Here is a 19,933-nt window from a genome sequence, read left to right as displayed (position 1 = left end):
CGCATGCGGCCTCGGCGGCTCGCCCGGAAGCGCTCCGGACGCACCGTCCGGGCCCGTCCCGGCCAGGCCGACCGGGCTTTCCCGAGGGGGTGCGGTGATGGCCGACCGCGAGCACCGGCACGACCCCGACCAGATCGTCCCCACCGTGTTCGGGATGTCCGGCGACCATCCCCAGCCCCCGACTCCGACCCGCCACGCCTCGTCCGAGGGCGCACCCCCGGAGCACGACGCGGCCGACACGGCGGGCGAGCACGGCTCCGTGCAGGGTTCCGTTCAGGGCTCGGCGGAGGGCCTCGCGCCGTCCGTCCCGGCCGCCGAAGTGGCCGGTTCCGGCGACGCGGACCGCACCCGGGGCTTCTGGCGGGCGCTCACCTCGGCCGAGCGGGACGCGCTGCTGCTGTCCGCGCGGGAGGTCGTCTTCCCGGTCGGCGGAGTCCTCTGGGAGGAGGGCGACGTCGCCGACCACGTCCTGGTGATCCTGTCCGGCCCGGTCAGGATCTGCGTCGAGCGGGACGGCGGCGAGCGGATCATCGCCTTCCGCGGCCCGGGGGACATCGTCGGCGAGCGCGCCGCGCTGCTGCTGCGGCTCCGCTCGGCCACCGTCGTGGCGATGGACGACGTCCGGGCCCTGCGCATGAGCACGCAGGAGTTCGCCGGCTACCTGACCGACCACCCGCGCGTCCTCGCCGTCCTCGAACACGAGATGTACAAGCGGATGACCGAGCGGCCGACCCTTGAGCCGCTCCTCTCGCCCGGCGGATACATGTCGCCGTACGAGACGGGCACTCAACCCTCACCGTACGGAACAGCCACGCACCCCTCACCGTATGGAACGCCCACCCACCCCGTCACGAACCCGCACGACACGTCCCGCCCGCCGTGGGGGGTTCCCGCGCAGCGGTACGCGACCGAGCCGCCGGTCCTCGGGCATCCGCACGCGGCCCATCCGCCGATCGCGTGCCCCTACGCCTGGCATCTGCACGCGAGCCTCAACCGCTACGCGGGGATCCCGCCCTACCAGCACGACCAGAACGGCCATTCCATGATGGCCCACGTCCCCGAAGGACACGCCCCGATGGCCCTCACGCGGCGCGCCGGTGGCGCGCCGCGGCGCGGGACCGCCGCGTCACCGTCGTGGGCGGGCCAGAACTGCACCATCGTCTTCACCGACATCGCCGGCTTCAGCGACGTCGTCCACCGCGACGACCCGGCCCGCCTGGAGATGCGCGGCTGGATGTACGGGTTCCTCCGGCAGGCGTTCGAGGAGTCGCACGTCCCCTGGACGATGTGCCACCGCGAGGACAGGGGCGACGGCGCGCTGATCATCGTCCCGCCCGACACGCCGACCACCGCCGTCATCGACCCCATGGTCGCCCGGCTCGCCGCGCTGCTGAACGGCCACAACCGCCGCTCCAGCAGGGCGGTCCGGATGCAGCTCAGGCTCGCGCTGAACGTCGGGCCCGTCGTGCAGGACGAGGAGGGCGTCTCCGGCTGGGCCCTCATCCAGACGTCCCGGCTGCTGGACGCGCAGATCCTCAAGGACCGCCTTGAGGAGACCGGCGCCGACCTCGGTTTCATCGCCTCGTCGTTCGTCTACGAATCCGTCATCGCCCACCACCGGCACATGAACGCCGCCGAATACGAACTCGTCCGCTGCCGCGTCAAGGAGACGGACGTCCAAGGCTGGATGCACATGCTGGGCGCCCCCGTCCAGCCCGCGCACTGACCCCGATCCCCCAGTAACACGAGGCCCGTTCCCCGCACGGGCCCCCAGTGCGGCCCCCGCCCGCACTGGCCCCCCGCCACCGCGCGGGGTCTTCTTTTTCACGCCCCTTTTCACGCCCCTTTTCACGAGCCGCCGTCGTCACCGCGGCGCGGGCCGGGGCCGTACGGGATGCGCATGACGAACCGGGCGCCGCGCGCGCTGTCCTCGATCGTGAGTTCGCCGCCGTGCGACCTGGCGATCTCGTGCGCGATCGGGAGCCCGAGCCCGGTGCCGTTCGCGTCCTTGGCCCTGCCGTCCCGCAGCCGCGCGAACCGCTGGAACACGATCTCGCGGTCGGCCGGGGCGATGCCGACGCCGTCGTCGAGCACCTCCAGGACGGCGACGCCGTCCTCGCGCCGGACGCTGATGTCGACCCGCTCCTCCGCGTGCCGCTCGGCGTTGTCGAGCAGGTTCGTCAGCAGCCGGACGAGCCGCAGCCGGTCCCCGTTGACCGTCACGCCCTCCTGGAGGTGCGTGACGACGCGCTTGCTCCGCTCCGTCCTGGCCAGCTCGATCGTGACGAGGGCGCCGAGGTCGACCGGCTCGGCCTCGGCCCACTTGCCCGCGTCCAGGCGCGCCAGCTCCAGCAGGTCGGTCACGATCGCCTGGAGCCGGTCGAGGCTCTGCAGGACGGTCCGCCCCGTGCGCGGCCAGTCCACCTCGTCCGGATACATGAGCGCCTCCTCCAACTGCGCCCGCGCGGCGGCGATGGGGCTGCGCAGGTCGTGGGACGCGTCGGAGGTGAAGCTGCGCTGGCGCTCCAGCGCCGCGTCCAGCCGGTCGAGGGTCGCGTTCGCCGCCTCGGCCAGCAGCCGCACCTCGTCCCGGTTCTCCGGGACGGGGACGCGGTGCCCGGACCGGCGCGCCGTGATCTCGGTCAGCTCCGCGCGGATCGCGTCCACCGGCGCGAGGGCGTGGTCGACCGTCCGCCACGCCCACAGCCCCGCCAGGAGGGTCGCCAGGAGCGACACGCAGACCAGGAACGTGAACAGGCTCGCGCTCACGTACCAGGGGGTCCGGTCGGCGGCGGCGTAGACCGTCCAGTCGCCGCCCGGCTCGTACACGCGGAACGCCACGACGGACATGCAGCCGTGCAGCCCGGCGGGCGGGCACAGCGTCTTGGACGCGTAGACGCTGCTCACCTCCGGGACGATGGAGGCGAGGGGCGGCCCGTGCAGCGCCTCGGGGGTCGCGGCGACCACGGCCCGCCGCTCGTCCAGCACCTGGAGGACGATGTGGCGCCGGGCGTCCAGCTCCGCCGGGACGTTCCCGCCCCTGATCTGGTAGGCGAGCCGCAGCGCCGCCGTGGTGGCCTGCTCGCGCCGGTGGTCGGCGACGTGCCCGCGCACGCCCGCGAGGATCCCCACGGTCAGGACGGCACAGATGACGGCGGCGACCGCCCCGGCTATGACGGTCATCCGCACCCGTATGGACCATGTGCGACGTCCGTGCACCCGACCTCCCGCAGGTGAGGTAATCACCCGGGAGACCGGAATCAGTCCTGAAAACGGGGCGCTCTCGCCCAAGAGAGGTCAAAGAAATGGTTCATCCGGTGGCGGAACGACCGACGCGTCCCGTGTGCGAAGCCGCTCGCGGTCCGTTTCCGGAAGCAACGCCCGACTGTGGCCATCAGAAGCAGGGGAAATGAGAAATCCCGCTGTTAGCATCGCTGATTATGGAGCTGCGCCAGCTTGAGTACTTCGTGGCGGTGACGGAGGAGGCCAGCTTCACCAAGGCCGCCGCCCGCCTGCACGTCGCCCAGCCGGGCGTCAGCGCGCAGATCCGGCAACTCGAACGCGAACTCGGCCAGCCCCTGCTGGACCGCTCCGGGCGGACCGTCCGGCTGACGGAGGTGGGCGCCGCCGTCCTGCCCTACGCGCGCGCGGCGCTGGCCGCGGTCGAGGGCGCGCGGCTGTCGGTGGACGAGCTGACCGGCCTGCTGCGCGGGCACGTCACGATCGGCACGATCGACTGGATCAGGTCGCTGGAGCTGCCCGCGATGCTGGCCGCCTTCCACCGCGACCACCCGAACGTGGAGATCACCGTCACGCAGGAGGACACGGCCACCCTCGCCGCCGGCCTGCGCGCCGGGCGGATCGACCTCGCGTTCCTCAGCCTCGCCTCCGAGCCGCCCGAGGGCCTGCGGACGCAGGTCGTCATCGAGCAGGACGTCTACGCGGCGGTCGCCCCCGGGCACGAGCTGGCGGGCCGTCCGACGATCACGCTGGCGGCGCTCGCCGGGCACGACCTCGTCAGCCTGCCGAGGGGCACCGGGCTGCGCGCCGTCCTGGAGGAGGCGTGCGCGGACGCGGGCGTGCGCCCGCGCGTGGCGTTCGAGGCCGCCGAGCCGCCCGTCCTCGCGCAGCTCGCCGCGCACGGCCTGGGCGTGGCGATCCTGCCGGAGTCCGCCGCCCGCGCGTACGCGGACGAGCTGCGCCTGATGCCGATCGTCCGCCCGCGGTTGAGCGGACGCATCGCGCTGGCCTGGCGGGCCGAGGGTCCCCGCAGCCCCGCGGCCCGCGCGCTCATCGACCGCGCCCGCGCCCTCCCTCCGGTCTGACGCGCACGCGGGTGTCACGTTCCAGACATATGGCTGTATCGGCGCCTGGCCGGATCGCCGCCCGATGGTCCCCCTCGGCCTCCGTCACGAGGGGAGGGATCAGGCGGACCCGGCCCTGGCGTCCCGCAGCACGCCGTAGAGCACGTCCGGCTTGTTGGTGATGATGCCGTCCACACCGGCGCCGGCGGCCTGGCGCATCTTGGCGGGGTCGTCGACCGTCCACGTCTGGACGCGCATGTGCGCCGCGTGAATCTTCTTCACATATGACGCGGAAAGGTCGCGGAACGTCGGGTTGATCTGGTCGGCGTACTTCGCGAGCGCGGGCAGCTCGTCGGTCTCGGGCGTGCCGAGCAGCGCGGTCGGCACGGCGGGCAGCTTCGCGTGGAAGCGCTTCACCGAGGCCCAGTCGAACGACTGGACCGTCAGCCTGCGCTGGCTCGCGTCGGGCCGCAGCCACGACGGGTAGCGCTTCAGCTCGGTGGCGATCCGGCCCTCGATGCCGGGGTAGCTCGCCGGGTTCTTGATCTCCAGCAGCAGGCCGAGCCCGCGGCCGTTCATCGTCTTCAGGACCTCACCGAGCGTCGGAACCCGCTCGCCCTTGTACTTGGCGGAGAACCACGACCCCGCGTCCAGCTTCTTGATCTGGGCGAGCGTGAACGAGGAGACCTTCGTCCCCCGGCCGGGGAAGACGCTCTCCACATTGGTCGTGCGGGCGAGGGTGCCGTCGTGGACGATGACGAGCTTGTGGTCCTTGGTCTCCTGGACGTCGAGTTCGAACACGTCCGCGTGCTTGGCGCGTGCCAAGCGGAACGCCGCGATCGTGTTCTCCGGCGCGTAGGCCGACCCGCCGCGGTGCGCGACGTTGGAGATCTTCGAGCTGAGCGCGCCGGCCGCCGGGGCGGCGGTTCCGGGCCGCAGGTCGGGAGAACCTGGAAGCAGGGAGAGGGCGGGGGGCGGATCCGCGATCGCGGCGTCCGTCACGGATCCGGTGATCGTCGTCGTGGTCGCGACCGCGGCGAGCGCGAGACCGTACCGTCGGAACATCTTCACCTCTCGAAGGCTGGGTGATGTCACCCCCACGGTTGATCCGCTTGATGACACGGGAGTGACGAAGCGGTAGCAGGCTATGTACGAGCAGTGACAATACGTATCCGCGACCGTACGGCGCGAGGGCAACACGGAGTGTTCCTGAAATGTTGCAGCTATTCGCTTTCTTCTGATTTGTCGGACTCGACCGGAAGGGGCGCGCCGGGCTCCAGCTCCGCGGGCGGCCCCTGCCGGGACAGCCGCGCCGCCCGCGCGAGGATCAGCGTCCCGGCCAGCACCCTGCGGCTCCGGCGCAGCCCCGGCGGGCGCGGGAAGCGGACGCGGCGGGCCGACGGCGGCCCGCCCCGCGCGGGCCGTTCTTTCTTGGGCATCGGCACCGGGACGGCGGGCGGGCGCGGCGCGGCCAGCCGCGTCGGACGCCTCCTCCCCCGCAGCGTGACCGACTTGCCGAGCGCCCACTCGTCCGCCTCGCCGAGGTGGGCGAGGTCCAGCACGGGCGCCGAGGCGAGCACCCGTCCTGAGGTCATCTTCGCGAGGTCGCTCAGCCGCGCCGCCTCGTTCACCGGGTCGCCGATCACCGTGTACTCGAAGCGCTGCTCGGCGCCGATGTACCCGGCGACGACCGGACCGGCCGACACGCCGATCCCCGCGTCCAGCGTCGGGACGTCCTCGCGCAGCCGCGCCGCCAGCTCCCGCGCGGCGCCGAGCGCCCCGCCCGCCGGGTCCGGCAGCTCGGCGGGCGCGCCGAAGATCGCGAGCGCCGCGTCCCCCTCGAACTTGTTGATCCACCCGCCGTGCCGCGCGACCACGGCCACCACCACGCCGAAGAACCGGTTGAGCAGGCTCACCACCTCGTCCGGGCTGCGCGTCTCGGCCAGCCGCGTGGACCCGGTCAGGTCGACGAACAGCACCGCCACCTCGCGCGTCTCGCCGCCGAGCCGGACGTCGCGCTCCAGCGCCAGGCCCGCGACCTCCTCGCCGACATGCCGCTCGAACAGGTCCCGGAGCCGCTCATGATCGCGGAGACCGGCCACCATGTGGTTGAACCCCGCCTGGAGCTGCCCGACCTCGCTCGCGTCGTACACCGACACCTCGGCCCCGAGATCGCCCCGCTCGACCTGGGCCATGCCCATCCGCACCGACTTGATCGGATCGGCGATCGCCCGTGTCGCCATATAGGTGACATAGACGCCGACGATCAGCGCGGCGCCGCCCAGCCCCAGAATGGTGATCGCGAGTTGGGTGGCGCCGATGTCGGGCGCCGCGAGCGCGGCGACGGCCACGCAGATCAGCCCGAACACCGGGATCGCGGTGCCGAGCGCCCACGCCAGCATCACCCGCGTGGTCACCCCCGGCAGCCGGAACCGCCGGGGCGGCTCCGCCGCGAGCACCAGCGCCGCCGCGGGCCGCAGCAGCCGCTCCGACAGCAGATACATGATCGTGCACGTCGTCGCGGCGCCGAGCAGGCACGTCAGGCCCGTCTTCACGGCGAGCCGTCCGGTGAACAGCACGAGGTCGAGGACGGCCCAGCCGATCGCCCCGAGCACCCACAGACCGCCCATGAGCATCGTCAACCGGAGCGGTCCAAGCAGGACCGCGCGTCCCTGCCGCCGGTCGGGGATCCCCCCGTCCCGCGCCAGCCGGACGACCGGACGCCACAACCGCAGCCCCGCCGCCAGCGCCACCGGCACCGCGAACGCCGGGTAGCCGAAGAACGCGGCAGCGTTCACCAGGTGCACGTGGTTCCGGTCCTTGAGCGGCGGATCCGGGACCACGAACGTCGCGAACAGCAGCACCACCAGCGCGCCGACCATGTTCGCCACACCGACCACGATCAGCAGGACCCAGCGGACGCGGACCTCCAGCATGGTGCGCGGCACGACGGACAGGCGGGTCACGGGGCGCCTCCGGGGGTCAAGGCCCCATCATCGCACCGGGGGACGGGGCGGGACGCCCACTCCGGCGTCCCGACCCCGCCCGTTCACGCGCTGGTGCTCTCCTCCGCCAGCGGCGCGCTCACCGCCGGGGTCTGCGACGTCCGCCGGACGAACGGCCAGCCCACCACCACGAGAGCGAGCCATCCCGCCATCACATACAGCGCGATCCTCGTGTCGGACTCCCACGCGATCGTCACCGTGACGAACACGAAGAACGCGAGGACCATCCAGTTCGTGTACGGCGCCCACGGCATCCGGTACGACACCTTGGGCAGCGCGCCCGCCGCCACCTTCCGCCGGTAGGCCATGTGCGCGACGAGGATGACCGCCCACACCAGGATGGCCCCACCCGTCGACACCGAGGTGATGTACTCGAACGCCTTCTCCGGCACCACCGCGTTGATCACGACGCCGATGCCCATGACCAGCGTCGAGATCACCAGCGTCAGCACCGGCACACCGCGCCCGTTCAGGGCGGCCACCGCCTTCGGGCCGTCCCCGTTCACGCCGGCCGTCCGCAGCATCCGCGACGTCGAGTACAACCCGCCCGCGTTACACGAGGACAGCGCCGCCGTGAGCACGACGAAGTTGACGATGTCCCCGCCGCCCGGAATGCCGATCTTGTCGAAGGCCAGCACGAACGGGCTCGCGCCGCCCTTGAACTCCGTCCACGGCACCACCGCGAGGATCACCAGCAGCGACCCGAGGTAGAACAGCGCGAACCGCAGCGGCAGCGAGTTGATCGCCCGCGGGATGTTCTTCTCCGGGTCCTTCGCCTCGCTCGCCGTCACACCCACCAGCTCGACGCCCAGGTAGGCGAACATCACCATCTGCAACGTCATGATCATCGGGCTGACGCCCTCGGGGAAGAACCCGCCATGCGACCACAGGTTCTGGACCTCCGCCGTGTCGCCCGCGTCGCTGAACCCGAAGGCGAGCACCCCGATCCCGACCAGGATCATCATCACGATCGCCGCGACCTTGATCATCGCGAACCAGAACTCCAGCTCGCCGAACAGCTTGACCGAGATCAGGTTGACCACGAACAGCACGATGAGCGCCACCAGCGCCGTCTGCCACTGCTCGACGCCCGGCCACCACTTCTGGATGTAGGTCCCGGCCGCGGTCAGCTCCGCCATGCCGGTCGTGACCCAGATGATCCAGTACGTCCACGTCGTGGCGTACCCCCAGAAGGGCCCCAGGAACTCCCGCGCGTACCCCGCGAAACCCCCCTCCACCCGCCGATAGCTGAGCAGCTCACCGAGCGCCCGCATCACGAAGAACAACATCAGTCCGGCGACCGCGTAGGTCAGGATCAGGCTGGGCCCCGCCTTGGCGATGTTCTCCCCGGCCCCGAGGAACAGCCCGGTACCGATCGTCCCGCCGATCGCCAGCATCTGGATCTGGCGCGTTCCAAGCCCTCGTTGGTAGTCCTCTGCCTGGTCCGGGAGCTTTTCGACCATGCACTCGGCCTCTCTCGCACGTCTACTCTGACCCGGGTCAGAGTAGGAACTCAGACCACAAAAGCGAAACACCCACCACACCGGACTCCGAACCCGCTCTCGATCGGTATCGCCCCGGTACCGCCCCGTTACCCTCCGTCCCCCCGGCCAACCGCAATCGAGTTGGCGCCGCCCTCGGCCATCGCGTATGCTCTCGGACGTCGCCAAGCGCCGGCGACACCCCTCCCGAGCAAGCCAGGCTCGGATCAGCAAGGTCCTGTGGAGCAGTTAGGAGTGCTCGCCACCCTGTCAAGGTGGAGGCCGCGGGTTCAAATCCCGTCAGGACCGCGCAGGCGCCCCGCGCGCCCTGGGCAGGTAGCTCAGTCGGTACGAGCGTCCGCCTGAAAAGCGGAAGGTCGGCGGTTCGACCCCGCCCCTGCCCACACTCCCAAGCAGCAAGAACGGTCCCCGACCAGCATGTTCGCGGTCAGGGACCGTTCTCGTCTGTCTGGCCGTGTCCGGCGGTCATCGGCGGTCTACGGCTGGCCGTGCGGAATACATGCGGAACTCAGTCCCCCGTAGTGCCTTCCGGGACGGCTGGCAGCGGCCATGAGGTCAGTACATGCGGCTCGCGTCCCCCGGCTACGCAGCGATCAACCGCATCGAGACAGACTCCTCTCGCTCTGCTTTCTTCGCATACGCCACACGAGGGCAGAGCTTGGGTTAGCATCGAGTTAGCCGAGAGCTAAGAGGTACTCGCTGGGCTCATTCATCCCAGAGGAGATCTCCCCGCGACAACGGGTGGTTCACGGCAGCCGTGTGCTCCTCGGACACGGCTAACGAGCGTCCCAAGTCTTGCTGATGCAGACAAAACGAACTAGACGGACTTGTAGTACCTGAGATCCACCCGCGTGGCGAGCGACACACGCAACCGGGGTAGGGCGGGCTCAGCTCAGCCAGGTAGTGAACCTGGTCGAGTTGAGGCTTGCCCGCAAGGCCCCCCTCTCGACCAGACGAGTCGAGAGGCGAGCGGGCAAGTGGAAAACGAGCTAGTGATCGCCGTGGTGTTCGCGGCCCTTTTTTTCTGCTCGACTAGTGGCGGAGTCGCAGGCTGGATCAGTGCCGCAAACGGAGGGAAGGTCCTCCACCAGATCGGGTGGGCAGCCGCCACCTTTTCTGGCATGTTCGCCCTGATTGTTGCTGTTGCTAGTCTCGTTGCGTTGCTGTCGTAAACAGTTCGGGGAGCCTTGCCCCGTCCCGAAGCGACAGGCACGCGTCTCATAGCGCGCCTGCCCTCGGGGCTGGCTCGTCATACTCCGTAACCGCCTTCAGGACCGACCCGTTGCCGAAGACCTTTTTTTACCCACGCCCGCACCTTAAACCGGGCCGCGAACAATCCCGGGGATGCTTCACGAAACAGAGCTCACCTTTGTTGAAGAGCAGGGCCCGGGACCGGTGTGCATGCGGTCCCGAGCCGTGCTCGGTTGTCTGGGTTTTGCTGGTTGTGAGGAATGGATCCGGAACTCAGCCGTCCCGTAGTGCCTGCTCAATGCGCCGCTTGGCGGCCTCGTGCTGCCCCTCGATGCACTTCGCGTAGACGCGGAGCAGTACTTCCACGCTGTGGCCGGCCCACTCGGCGATGTCGGTGGGGGGCACTCCCCCGTTGAGCCAGGTGGACACGCACGCGTGCCGGAGGTCGTAAACCCTCCTGGCGAGCGGCGAGACGTACTCGGCGTCACTCAGCGCCGCGCGGCGGGCAGCGTCCCATGAGCGGCGGTAGGTGATGCTGGCCAGCTCGCCGCCACGGATCCCCCAGAACAGGCGTCCGCCAGGTCCGGGTCCGATGTCCCGCAGGTGAGCGCGCAGGATGCGAGTGAGCGGGGGCGGCGTCGGTACCCGGCGCCATGCGCCCTTGGCGCGCCCCTTGAGCTGGCGCTGTTCCCGGTTGGCGCCATCATCCGTCCAGTCGGTTCCGACCTGAGGGCTGGCGGTGTTGAAGTGCAGTTCTCCCCAGTCGTCCGCGGGTTCCTGCCACTTCTGGGCTTCGTCGTCCCAGACCAGGGCGGGAAGCGTGACGTTCTCGACGCGGAGGTTCACGGCCTCTTCCGGGCGAAGCGCGGCGTAGTAGATCACGGCGAAGAACGCCACGAGACGTTCGCCGCTCGGCCTCTGCTGGCGAACCGCTTCGAGGAGTCGGCGCGCTTGGGCGTGGTTGACCACCGAACGGTGGTCGACCTCGGGGGAACTCTTGCTTCGTGCCTTCCATTTCGTCGTCTTGATCGGGTTGTTGGACAGTACGCCGATTTCCACGGCGTATTCGCAGGCGTGGTGCAGGATCGCGCGGTTGCGCTGGACAGTGGACGGCGCGGCCGGCTTGCCGTCGAGAAGTGTGGCGGCGGCGTCGAGGAGTTCCCGGACGGCGGCAGGGTCGTTCAGTACGGACATGGGCTTGGTGTTGTGCTCGACCCAGCGCAGAACCTCGGCGGCGGCCGGCGGGCACGCGGGGCGATTCTTGGTGTTGAACGCCCACCGACGAAGCGCGGTCCGGATGTGCTGGTCTTTGGGCTTGCCGCGTTCGGTGGTGAGCATCGGGGGTGTGACGGTGACGAGCGCCCATGCCGTATTCGCGCGATGCTTGGCAGAGATGCCCTTCCACTTCATGTCCACGTAGGCGAGGCAGAACGCGTACCAGGACATGTCTTTCTCGGCACGTCCCCAACTCACCGGCCGACCGGTGGTGATGTCGAACGCCTCGCCCTTGTTCGCCGCCGTGCGCACTCGGACTCGAAGCTGATGGCCTGCGCGCGCTTGCGGAAGGATTCCTTCCACGGCTCCGGGCCGGTCCTCCATCGGACAGTGTACGAGGTGACCCTCTTCCCCTTGTACACCTCCATTTTGTAGATGCGGACGTCGTACGTCACGTTTTCCATCATCAGGCGGCGTCCGCCCACCTGGCCACGGCACCGCCGTTCCCGGAGATCAACACCACCCTGGGTGTCGTGGCACACGCCGACCAGGCCGAGCAGGTCTACGCCAGCATCACGGCCAGGCTCGCCGATTCCCTCCCCTCCACTCGGCACGTCCTGGAGCAGGATCTCCACAGGCTCCTGGCAGCACTGAGCTCTTGGAGCGGCGTCCCAGCGACCCGCATCCAGAGCGCGCTCACCCCTCGACCAGGAACTGCGCACCAAAGAAGCCAACCCAAAGAATCCTCGGCCGACGCCGCAGACCGTCCGCGCCCCACCTGTTCAGACGGCACCACACCAACGGTCGATTAACCGCATAACAGGAGAGCCGCCGCGCACAGCGCAAGCACGCACCCTGCCGCACATGCCTGAATCTCACCTCGGCCCAGAACAACGACGCCAGCCACCGCACTGCCCTTCCCATCGGAGGATCCCCATGACGCATGAGCACGACCACGAGGACGTCCGCCGCACCTGGCTCACCGAAATCCTCAACAGCACACTCAACGACCTCGCCCACACCGAACGGGTCATCACCGCACACGCCGCCCAGGACCCCGACGGATTCATCACCTGGGGCATGGCCGAAGGCGAAGCCATCCAAGCCCACCAAGCCCTTCGCCAAGCCCCCTCCCTCCGCGCCACCCTCCCCACCGACTACGACGGCGTGAACGCCATCGCCGACGCCCTGTTCGAACTGGCCAGCAAGATCTCCCAAAACCTCGTCCGGGCCGCCGAGCTCGCAGGCGACCCCGACGACAAGATGGCCTGCCTCCAAGCGGCCCTGCACGCCGGACGTCTCCGGGACACCCTCAGGTAGCCGCCGTGGTCACCTTCGGGGACATGACCGCACTGGCCGACCAACACCTGACCGACCTCAAACACCACCTCCAGAACCCGTCCACAGACCAGGACATCCACCGCCCAGACACCCCCGCCGAGATCGCCCGGCTCACACACGTCCTCATCCGCTACACCGACCAGATCGCCACCGGCTTCGGCCTCCCACAATCCCGCACCAACGATGTAGAGGACGCCGCACGCCAAGCGAGCGCTCTCCTCAAGCAAGCCGAGCACCTCCTCGGCCCACCCGCAGAAACCGAGACCCCACAATCAGCACTGGCCGAAAAACTCCGAGCCACATCCATAGCCCTCGGCTGCGGCCTGGACCTACTTTCCTCCCACTTCCCCACCGCCCCCGATCAGGCCACCACACCAACTGCCATCATCATCGCAACCCCGGAAACAGCCCGCTCCCTACTGCACCGACTCAGCACCCCCACAGCCACCGCCGCCCACCTCACCCAGCAAATCCTCCCACCTACAAACCAGGCAGCCACGCCTCTACTAAAAGCCGCCTCCCTCACCCAAACCCACGGCCAAGACCAGACATCACCTACCACCGCCATCCCCTTCCACCACACCCCGCAACGCATCCCGCCAACACTCGACGAAGACCCCACCCAAACCCTCGCAGGACTCACCAACAGCATTCAGCGCCTGAGCACTCCACACCCCTCCACCTCAGTCACCACATGGCGCTATCTCGCACGAGCGGCTGCCATCATCTGCGACCTCAACTCCAAGACCCTTTACCAACTCATGCACCGGATGACCGAACCAGAGAAACCCGAACACAGTTCAGCATTCAAACAAGCAGCAGCGAAAGTCAACCTCACGGGGAGCGCGTGGAGGAATATCGTCAGACGCTGGGACCAGCAACTCGGCCACTACGGTCACCCAGCCAACGGCCCTGCAACTGACGCCGACGACCTCATCATCCGCCTAGGCCGCCTCATCCACGCCGACCCCGCCTGGACCCCCGGCCCCCGCGCATCCCTTCAACTGAAACCGCCCCACCATCTCGCCCCCGACCTCCCCCGGGCAGCCCACCTCGCCACCATCACCCTCAAAGCCATCGAGGCATGCAACAACATCGCGGCCCCACCACCACGCCGCCATCAACGATGCAGCAGCAATCAGCATCCTCAATCACCAGAAACAGCACCCTACCCGCCGCCCCCGCGTCCCCATAGCAGTCCGAGAACTGCCAACCCGATACGAGACCACAAAACTCAGAGGCCACCACGCCATCGCAACCCTCGGTAGAACCATCCAAGCCCTGACGGCGCCCCCTCAGAACTTGAAAGAGGAGGCATCACTCATCATCCACCGCACCATGGCGTACCCTCGAAACAAGTCAACCTTCACTAGCCGCCGCCGCCTTCCCAGACACGATCAACACGCAACTAGAAAGCGCCCAATCATCAGACCTACGACATCACCGAAAAGATTCTAGTAAGATTACTTTTCGCTCAGCTTCCAGCTAATCTATTATACCCATGTTTGTCGACCTCGACTCGGGCCGGCAAGCGAAGCACCACAGGCGGTCACATTTGTTCATCAAACGCGGCGGACCCGAAGGATGAACCGAAACCGAAAACGAGCAGTGAACTGAACACCCGAACCCGACCAAGGGGGCGCCGAATGTCGATGTCCGAAGTCTTCTGCACGGATGTCTAAAGTCCTATGCACACCCCGATGGCTGTGGGATGTGCGGAGGACTTGGTGGTGTTGCGGTTGGGCTACCTGGTGAGAACAGCCGGACGTGCCCCCATGCGGAGATCGCCGCCCCGGCGGCCTCACCGGCCTCCAGGACCACGAAGTCCAGGCCGCGTTCGGCGGCTAGATGGGCGGCGGCGGCCAGCCCGACCGGGCCCGCCCCGATGACCACCACCGGCAGGCCGCGGCGCACGCCCGCTTGACCAGGGCGGCTTCCGCGTCATCCCAGAAACCGGCATCGGCGGCGACCCCGGTGATGCCGGTGACGTCGTCTCGGTTTTTGTCCTCCATCTCTTTCACGGCCTGGCCGCCGTGGTACCAGGCCCGGTGGGCCGGCTCCCAGGAGGCGCGGGCAACCGCCCATCCCTGCTTCTCCAGCTCCTCCCCGAGGCTGTTCAGCGCGTGCCGCGCCGTGACCTGCGCAAAGGACTCCTACTTTGGAGTTCAGGGCAGCTTGGGGAATCGGCGGCCTTGACCGGCTCCCCCGCCCGGACCTATTTTCTTTACGTTCCAGTTCCGTTTCGTAAATCGGGAGTGCGCGCGTGTCAGGGGCGGGTGAGGCTTCGCCGACGCGGGGCAGGCCGCGTGACAGCGGCCGTGACGCCGCCATACTCGACGCGGCGCTGCGTCTGCTGACCGAAGTCGGGTACGAGCAGCTGTCCATCGAGGCGGTCGCGGCCCGGGCCGAGGTCGGTAAGCCGACGGTCTACCGGCGCTACGCCGGCAAGGCCGCGCTGGTGGCCGCGGCGGTCGAGCGCCGGGCGGTGGACACCCCGCCGGTCACCTGGACAGGTGATCTTCGCGAGGTCTTGCTGGAGCTCGTGCGGTGGCTGGCGCGGCAGATCGGTGAACAGGAGGTCGGGCTGCTCGGCGCCCTGTTCGCGGGCATGCGCAGCGACCCCGAGCTCGCCGCGGCCATGCGGCGGATCCTGCGCCGCGATGGGGCGGTGATGACCGAACAGCCGTTTCGCAGTGCGACCGAGAGCGGCGAACACCTGGTGCCCGGAGCTGCCGGGCTGTTCGCCGAGGTCGCCCCGGCCCTCATCGTTCACCGGCTCATCGTCGCCGGCGAGCCCTGCGACCAGCGATTCCTCGCCCACCTCGTCGACGACATCCTCCTGCCCCTGCTCCGGCGCGGGTGAGAACCGGCGCATCGCCGCCCCTCGCCCCCGCGTGGACGGCCGCAGCCCGGACCGGCTGTCCCTCCCCTTCGGCGCACGTCCTGGCGAGCACTGAGCGCTTCGGCGCCCGACCACGTGGTCCAACACGAAACATCCGCAGAAGGGCATGATCATGATCGTCATCACCGGCGCGACCGGCGCCCTCAACGGCGCCACCATCGAGCACCTGCTCAAGCGCATCCCCGCAGAGGAGATCGGCGTCAGCGTGCGCGACGCCGCCAAAGCACAGCACTTCGCCGACCGGGGCGTGCGCGTGCGGCGTGGCTCCTACGACGATCCGGCCGCGTTGCGTGAGTCGTTCGAGGGCGCCGATCAAGTGCTGCTGGCGTCCCAGAACGACCCCCACGGCGACGGGGTCGGTCTGCACCGCACGGCGATCGAGGCCGCGGTCGCCGCGGGCGCCCGGCGCATCCTGTACACCGGTCACCAGAACGTGCGCAGCGACAGTCCGTTCGCCCCGGCGCGTGAACACGCCGCCACCGAGGCGCTGCTCGCGGACTCGGGAACCGCCTGGACCTCGCTGCGCAACGGCTTCTACGCCCACAGCCTCGACTGGCTGCTGGGCCCCTGGCGGCCGACCGGAGTCATCGCCGCGCCGGCGGACGGCCCCGTCTCGTGGACGGACCGCGCCGACGAAGCCGAGGCCGCCGCGATCATCCTCGCCGGGCAGCGCCCGTTCGACGGCCCCGTCACGCTCACCGCCCGCCGCGCCGTCACCTTCGACGACATCGCCGCGATCGCCACGCAGATCACCGGCCGCGACATCAGGCGAGTCGTCGTGGACGACGAGCAATGGATCGCCGACCAGGTCGCGGCCGGCACGTCGGAGCCCATGGCCCGCATGCTGCTGCCGTTCTTCCAGGCCGCACGAAGTGGCCATTTCACACAAGTCGACCCGCTCCTGGCCGAACTCCTCGGCCGCGAACCACGGACGGTCGCCGACCTGCTCACCGACCGCGTCACCGCCTGAGCCAGCGCCGCAGGTCCAGACACCCCCCTGACCTGCGGCTTGCCCCCCCTCCGGCTTGTCTTGGAACCAGTTCTGCCCCCCTTCCGGCAGGGGATCCCCTGTCGGTTGTCAGCGGATCTGGCGATGTGCCAGTCGATCTGACGGCGCAGATGGCGAGCGCCACTCTGAGCGGCAAAGACGACTCAGTGGAGGTCAGAGCCTGATACCTGCGGGGCGTGGTGGCGCCTCCCCCGTCGTCGCTCGTCCCCAGTGTCGGTTGTCAGTGGTCCTGGTCGGCCAAGTCGCCGTGGGGCTCACGCGGCGGAAACCGCAGCGGATACGCCCGACTGCCGATCATGACGGACTTCGGAGCCAGATTCATGCGGTGAGCTCCGGGGCCACAACTACATCAACGGCGCCGATGAGCAGATTCGGCGCAGAGGGGCCGTCACCTGACCGGATGGTCTCCCAGTCGTGTCATGGGGCGAGTTTCAGGCGGCCAGTCGCGAGGTCGAGCCCGGCGGCGACGGTGAGCACCGCCAGGTTGCGGGCGTGGCCGGGATGGAACTGGGATGGAGCCAACTGATCGTAAGCTGACGACCTCCTGGGCGAGGGTTCTAGCGTCTAGCGGCGCGCGGGCGGACGAGCTGGTCCGCGCGGCCCAGGCTCCCCACCGACCCGGCGGGTCGCCGGGACAGATCACGTGGGTCCGTGCGGACGTCTGGCCGCTGGGGATGGCCCTTCGCGTCCCGAATCAGTCAGAAGACACACGATTTTCACTTTTAGTGCACTATAAGTGACTGCACGTAATAGCCTTCGTGATTGGAGTCGCTCATGCCCCCCCCGCACGCTGACCCTGACCGTCACCACGGCCGCCGCCGCGCTGACCCTGACCGCTCTCACCGGCCCGGCCCACGCCGCCCCCGCCCTCGTCCCCGCCGTCGTCCCCGCAGCGACGGCGGCGGCTCCCCACGGCGGCGGCATCCTCGGCGTCCTTGACGCCGACGTCGAGAGCGCCGTCGACGTCCAGCTCTAGCCGCAGGTCCCCTGGATCCGACCGCCTTCCGGGCGCGGGCGCGCGGCAACCCGAGCAGGCGAGCCGCCGACCGCGCCCGGATGAGCCCGTCCCCCCGGTGTGGCCCGCGGTCGCGGCGGGCACGCGCCGTCGCCAGGGAACCCAACCCATGCAGAAAGTGCCCAAAAGACTACAGTTAGTGATATCTGTGGAGTCCCGGTTCCCTGAGCCCTGAAAGAAGGCCCTCGTGATCGCGCGCCTGTCTCTGACCTCCGCTCTCGCCCTGGCCGCCCTGCTGGCCCCGGCCGCCCCGGCCGCTCTCGCCGCCGCCCCGGCCGCCGCGACCCCCGGCTACCTGTGCTCGTCCGCGCTGCCCGACGAGGGCAGGCAGTGGATCGGCCTCGACGACTGCGAGGCGCGCGGCGGCGCCCCCGCCGAGGGTCCCATCCAGGGCACGTTCACCATCACCAGCCGCTCCCCCCGCCTCACCGTGACCTGCACCCAGCCCACCGCCTCGTTCGTCTCCGGCATCGCCGAAACCCCCGACCGGGTCACCGGCTACCAGTGCCGCCGCTAGCGGCCAGCCCACACCGCACTGCGAACCTGATCACCCCCGCTGCGTTCGGGGCCGTGCCGCCGAGGCGTTGCGGAGCATGGCTCTGGCCGGCACCACCCGGTCCGCTTGAAGAGGCCATGGCATGAACAAACAAGTCCTTTCCCGCCCCGCCCAGGCGTAGCAAAAGAGAAGCAGATGAGCCCAGTGGAGGAAGTCGGCGAGGAGATGGTGGTCCTGCTCGACTGGGTCTGGCGCGCGGTCGGGGCCGCACCCAAACGGACCGTCCACCACAGCGACACCCCCCTGCACCTGGCCTTCACCTGCTACGCCTTCGACACCGGCGGTTGGCTGCTGCTCACCCGGCGGGCCTGGACGAAGAAGACCTGGCCCGGGGTGTGGGCCAACACCTGCTGCGGGCATCCCGCTCCCGGCGAAGCACTCCACCAAGCGGTCCAGCGCCGCCTGGAAGCTGAACTCGGCACGAGGGCGGCGCGCCTGGATGTGGTGCTGGGGGCGGTGCGCTACCGGGCGGTGATGGCCAACGGCATCATGGAGAACGAGGTCGGCCCCGCCGTCCGCGTCCACCTCGCCCGGCCCCCGCCCCGCCGAAGTCGCCGCCCTCGCCTGGCGGCCCTGGGAGGACGTGGCCGACGCCGTGGCCACCGATACCTCTTCCCTCCCGCCGTGGAGCCTGATCACCATCAGTCGGCTCACCGCCCTGGGAGCCGGCCCCTGGCGGTTGGTCGGCCATCCGTCCTCGCAGTGGCCCGCCGCGCTGCCATCCGCGACAGAAAGGGGGCACCCGGCCATGGAGCGCCCGCAGCTGTTCATTCCCTTTCCGCTGCGATGCAGCCCCGAGTATGCGGAGGCTCGCGTGCGCCACCTGGGCTGGGCCCAGAAGACGGGCCTCATTCAGGGTGAAGAGGCCTCCCGGCGCTATCTGGACAGCGAGCTGGCCGACCTCGCCGCCTACATCTTCATCGATGCCACCGGCGCCGACATGGACCTGATGTACGACCTCACCGGCTGGTTCTTCTTCTTCGACGACGTCTTCGAGGTCCACCCCGGGCAGTCACCGCAGTCGGCGCTGACCGCCTACCAGCAGATGCACACCATCCTCAGCTCGCCCCCCGGCCCGGCTCCGGCCGGGGCCTGCACCGAGGTCGCCGCCTTCGCCGACATCTGGCAGCGCGAGACCGCAGGCATGTCCCCCCGGTGGGTCCGCCGCGCCGCCCACAACTGGGCCGACTGGATCCGGTCCTGCCTGACCGAAATGGCCGACCGCCTCACCGGCACCACCCTGAGCCTCAACGACTACCTCGCCCTGCGCCGCCACACCGTCGGCATGGTCCCCACCCTGGACGCGGCCCAACGCGGCGTCCACTACCAAGTCCCCGACATCGCCTACCACCACAGCCACCTCCAGCACCTGCTGGGTCTGGCCGCCGACCAGATCTCCCTGGTCAACGACCTGTACTCGCTGGAGAAGGAGGAGGCCGTCGGCAACACCAACGCGGTCCACTGCCTCATGCGCACCCGCCGCATCACCCGCGACGCGGCGATCCAGGCGACCGCCGAGCTGGCCAACGCCCGTGCCCGCGCCTTCATCCGCTACGCCGAACACCTCCCCGCACTGGCCCGCAGTCTCGGCATCACCCCCGCCGAGACCGACGCGGTCAACCGGTGCGTCGAGCACGCGCGCCTGCTCATGCGCGCTCACTCCCACTGGGGCTTCACCCTGTGCAGCCGCTACCAGCAGCCCCCCGCAGCCCAGCCTTAGACCATCGCCACCCCCACCACCCCGTCCGGTTCTGGCCTTTCGGAGCGCCATGACCACCAGCCCGACCTCGCCCCAAGCGGCGCCAAACAAGGCGTACCTGAAGGCAGAACGTCCCCGCGGGACCGGCCCAGCGCCCCCTCACCCACCCCTGTGGCGGACCGCCACGAGCCCGA

At 69.5% G+C, this 19,933-nt stretch carries 17 protein-coding genes, 2 tRNA genes and 1 pseudogene; 12 read left to right on the top strand and 8 right to left on the bottom strand.

Annotated features, from left to right (window positions below; translation table 11 throughout):
* Nucleotides 1–97 precede the first annotated feature (97 nt).
* Nucleotides 98–1,726 (top strand): cyclic nucleotide-binding domain-containing protein, encoded by a 1,629-nt coding sequence (locus tag KLI87_RS06470; RefSeq protein WP_214616186.1) that lies wholly within the window; start codon nt 98–100, stop codon nt 1,724–1,726.
* Nucleotides 1,727–1,848: 122 nt separating this feature from the next.
* Here KLI87_RS06470 and KLI87_RS06465 read toward each other — a convergent pair whose 3' ends face one another.
* Nucleotides 1,849–3,183 (bottom strand): HAMP domain-containing sensor histidine kinase, encoded by a 1,335-nt coding sequence (locus KLI87_RS06465; RefSeq protein WP_214616185.1) that lies wholly within the window; start codon nt 3,181–3,183, stop codon nt 1,849–1,851.
* Nucleotides 3,184–3,440: 257 nt separating this feature from the next.
* Between KLI87_RS06465 and KLI87_RS06460 the strand changes: the two genes are divergently transcribed.
* Nucleotides 3,441–4,325 carry a LysR family transcriptional regulator gene (locus KLI87_RS06460; protein ID WP_156214407.1) on the top strand — a complete coding sequence of 295 codons (885 nt, stop codon included), beginning with the start codon at nt 3,441–3,443 and terminating at the stop codon, nt 4,323–4,325.
* Nucleotides 4,326–4,424: 99 nt separating this feature from the next.
* Here KLI87_RS06460 and KLI87_RS06455 read toward each other — a convergent pair whose 3' ends face one another.
* From KLI87_RS06455 to KLI87_RS06445, 3 genes are all read right to left on the bottom strand, one after another.
* Complete coding sequence (locus KLI87_RS06455; protein ID WP_250903667.1) at nt 4,425–5,369, bottom strand: glycerophosphodiester phosphodiesterase family protein; 945 nt, start codon at nt 5,367–5,369, stop codon at nt 4,425–4,427.
* 158 nt (nt 5,370–5,527) lie between these two features.
* Nucleotides 5,528–7,270, bottom strand: coding sequence for an adenylate/guanylate cyclase domain-containing protein (locus tag KLI87_RS06450; RefSeq protein ID WP_308165876.1), 1,743 nt, complete (start codon nt 7,268–7,270; stop codon nt 5,528–5,530).
* 83 nt (nt 7,271–7,353) lie between these two features.
* Nucleotides 7,354–8,772 (bottom strand): amino acid permease, encoded by a 1,419-nt coding sequence (locus tag KLI87_RS06445; RefSeq protein WP_156214408.1) that lies wholly within the window; start codon nt 8,770–8,772, stop codon nt 7,354–7,356.
* 252 nt (nt 8,773–9,024) lie between these two features.
* On the opposite strand from KLI87_RS06445, the gene KLI87_RS06440 reads away from it, so the two are divergent.
* Nucleotides 9,025–9,099 (top strand) — tRNA-Asp (locus tag KLI87_RS06440).
* 21 nt (nt 9,100–9,120) lie between these two features.
* A tRNA-Phe gene (locus tag KLI87_RS06435) sits at nt 9,121–9,194 on the top strand.
* A gap of 1,081 nt (nt 9,195–10,275) precedes the next feature.
* On the opposite strand, the gene KLI87_RS06430 is transcribed toward KLI87_RS06435, so the two are convergent.
* Both KLI87_RS06430 and KLI87_RS06425 read right to left on the bottom strand, forming a co-directional pair.
* Nucleotides 10,276–11,529 (bottom strand): tyrosine-type recombinase/integrase, encoded by a 1,254-nt coding sequence (locus tag KLI87_RS06430; protein WP_308165875.1) that lies wholly within the window; start codon nt 11,527–11,529, stop codon nt 10,276–10,278.
* Nucleotides 11,472–11,852, bottom strand: coding sequence for a hypothetical protein (locus KLI87_RS06425; protein WP_214616183.1), 381 nt, complete (start codon nt 11,850–11,852; stop codon nt 11,472–11,474). The genes KLI87_RS06430 and KLI87_RS06425 overlap by 58 nt, the downstream gene beginning before the upstream one ends.
* Nucleotides 11,853–12,153: 301 nt before the next feature.
* Here KLI87_RS06425 and KLI87_RS06420 point away from each other — a divergent pair, with 301 nt between their 5' ends.
* Together KLI87_RS06420 and KLI87_RS06415 are read left to right on the top strand one after the other, a co-directional pair.
* On the top strand, nt 12,154–12,537 hold the full coding sequence (locus tag KLI87_RS06420) for a hypothetical protein (RefSeq protein WP_214616182.1): 384 nt from the start codon (nt 12,154–12,156) through the stop codon (nt 12,535–12,537).
* Between the two features lie 23 nt (nt 12,538–12,560).
* Nucleotides 12,561–13,826 (top strand): hypothetical protein, encoded by a 1,266-nt coding sequence (locus KLI87_RS06415; protein ID WP_214616181.1) that lies wholly within the window; start codon nt 12,561–12,563, stop codon nt 13,824–13,826.
* Between the two features lie 484 nt (nt 13,827–14,310).
* Here KLI87_RS06415 and KLI87_RS06410 read toward each other — a convergent pair.
* Nucleotides 14,311–14,472 (bottom strand): annotated as a pseudogene (locus tag KLI87_RS06410) (FAD-dependent oxidoreductase); the annotation flags it as partial.
* Entirely contained in the window at nt 14,403–14,579 is a 177-nt protein-coding gene (locus tag KLI87_RS06405) for a hypothetical protein (RefSeq protein ID WP_214616681.1), read from the bottom strand. The gene KLI87_RS06405 and the pseudogene KLI87_RS06410, both read right to left, overlap by 70 nt.
* A gap of 242 nt (nt 14,580–14,821) precedes the next feature.
* Here KLI87_RS06405 and KLI87_RS39810 point away from each other — a divergent pair, with 242 nt between their 5' ends.
* The 6 genes from KLI87_RS39810 (at nt 14,822) to KLI87_RS06375 (ending at nt 19,760) form a co-directional block, all read left to right on the top strand.
* On the top strand, nt 14,822–15,421 hold the full coding sequence (locus KLI87_RS39810; RefSeq protein WP_308165874.1) for a TetR/AcrR family transcriptional regulator: 600 nt from the start codon (nt 14,822–14,824) through the stop codon (nt 15,419–15,421).
* A gap of 151 nt (nt 15,422–15,572) precedes the next feature.
* The gene (locus KLI87_RS06395) at nt 15,573–16,430 is read left to right on the top strand and encodes an NAD(P)H-binding protein (RefSeq protein ID WP_214616179.1); all 858 of its coding nucleotides are present in this window, start codon (nt 15,573–15,575) and stop codon (nt 16,428–16,430) included.
* A gap of 775 nt (nt 16,431–17,205) precedes the next feature.
* Nucleotides 17,206–17,445: a hypothetical protein gene (locus tag KLI87_RS06390; protein WP_214616178.1), complete on the top strand. Its 240-nt coding sequence runs from the start codon at nt 17,206–17,208 to the stop codon at nt 17,443–17,445.
* Nucleotides 17,446–17,671: 226 nt separating this feature from the next.
* The gene (locus KLI87_RS06385) at nt 17,672–18,001 is read left to right on the top strand and encodes a hypothetical protein (protein WP_214616177.1); all 330 of its coding nucleotides are present in this window, start codon (nt 17,672–17,674) and stop codon (nt 17,999–18,001) included.
* Nucleotides 18,002–18,175: 174 nt separating this feature from the next.
* Complete coding sequence (gene idi, locus KLI87_RS06380) at nt 18,176–18,901, top strand: isopentenyl-diphosphate Delta-isomerase (protein ID WP_308165873.1); 726 nt, start codon at nt 18,176–18,178, stop codon at nt 18,899–18,901.
* The gene (locus KLI87_RS06375) at nt 18,855–19,760 is read left to right on the top strand and encodes a terpene synthase family protein (RefSeq protein WP_308165872.1); all 906 of its coding nucleotides are present in this window, start codon (nt 18,855–18,857) and stop codon (nt 19,758–19,760) included. Before idi ends, KLI87_RS06375 begins: the two co-directional genes overlap by 47 nt.
* Nucleotides 19,761–19,933 lie beyond the last annotated feature (173 nt).

The sequence above is a fragment of the Actinomadura sp. NEAU-AAG7 genome, from assembly GCF_018603865.1.
Classification (GTDB): Bacteria; Actinomycetota; Actinomycetes; order Streptosporangiales; family Streptosporangiaceae; genus Spirillospora; species Spirillospora litoris.
Note: the sequence above shows the minus strand (reverse complement) of the source record. Positions and strands in the feature narration are given on the sequence as shown.

Excerpts from the sequence above, each read along its gene's own strand:
- KLI87_RS06470 (WP_214616186.1), top strand. The coding sequence starts at position 98 with ATGGCCGACCGCGAGCACCGGCACGACCCCGACCAGATCGTCCCCACC.
- KLI87_RS06465 (WP_214616185.1), bottom strand. The coding sequence starts at position 3,183 with ATGACCGTCATAGCCGGGGCGGTCGCCGCCGTCATCTGTGCCGTCCTG.
- KLI87_RS06460 (WP_156214407.1), top strand. The coding sequence starts at position 3,441 with ATGGAGCTGCGCCAGCTTGAGTACTTCGTGGCGGTGACGGAGGAGGCC.
- KLI87_RS06455 (WP_250903667.1), bottom strand. The coding sequence starts at position 5,369 with ATGTTCCGACGGTACGGTCTCGCGCTCGCCGCGGTCGCGACCACGACG.
- KLI87_RS06445 (WP_156214408.1), bottom strand. The coding sequence starts at position 8,772 with ATGGTCGAAAAGCTCCCGGACCAGGCAGAGGACTACCAACGAGGGCTT.
- KLI87_RS06420 (WP_214616182.1), top strand. The coding sequence starts at position 12,154 with ATGACGCATGAGCACGACCACGAGGACGTCCGCCGCACCTGGCTCACC.
- KLI87_RS06415 (WP_214616181.1), top strand. The coding sequence starts at position 12,561 with ATGACCGCACTGGCCGACCAACACCTGACCGACCTCAAACACCACCTC.
- KLI87_RS06395 (WP_214616179.1), top strand. The coding sequence starts at position 15,573 with ATGATCGTCATCACCGGCGCGACCGGCGCCCTCAACGGCGCCACCATC.
- idi (WP_308165873.1), top strand. The coding sequence starts at position 18,176 with ATGAGCCCAGTGGAGGAAGTCGGCGAGGAGATGGTGGTCCTGCTCGAC.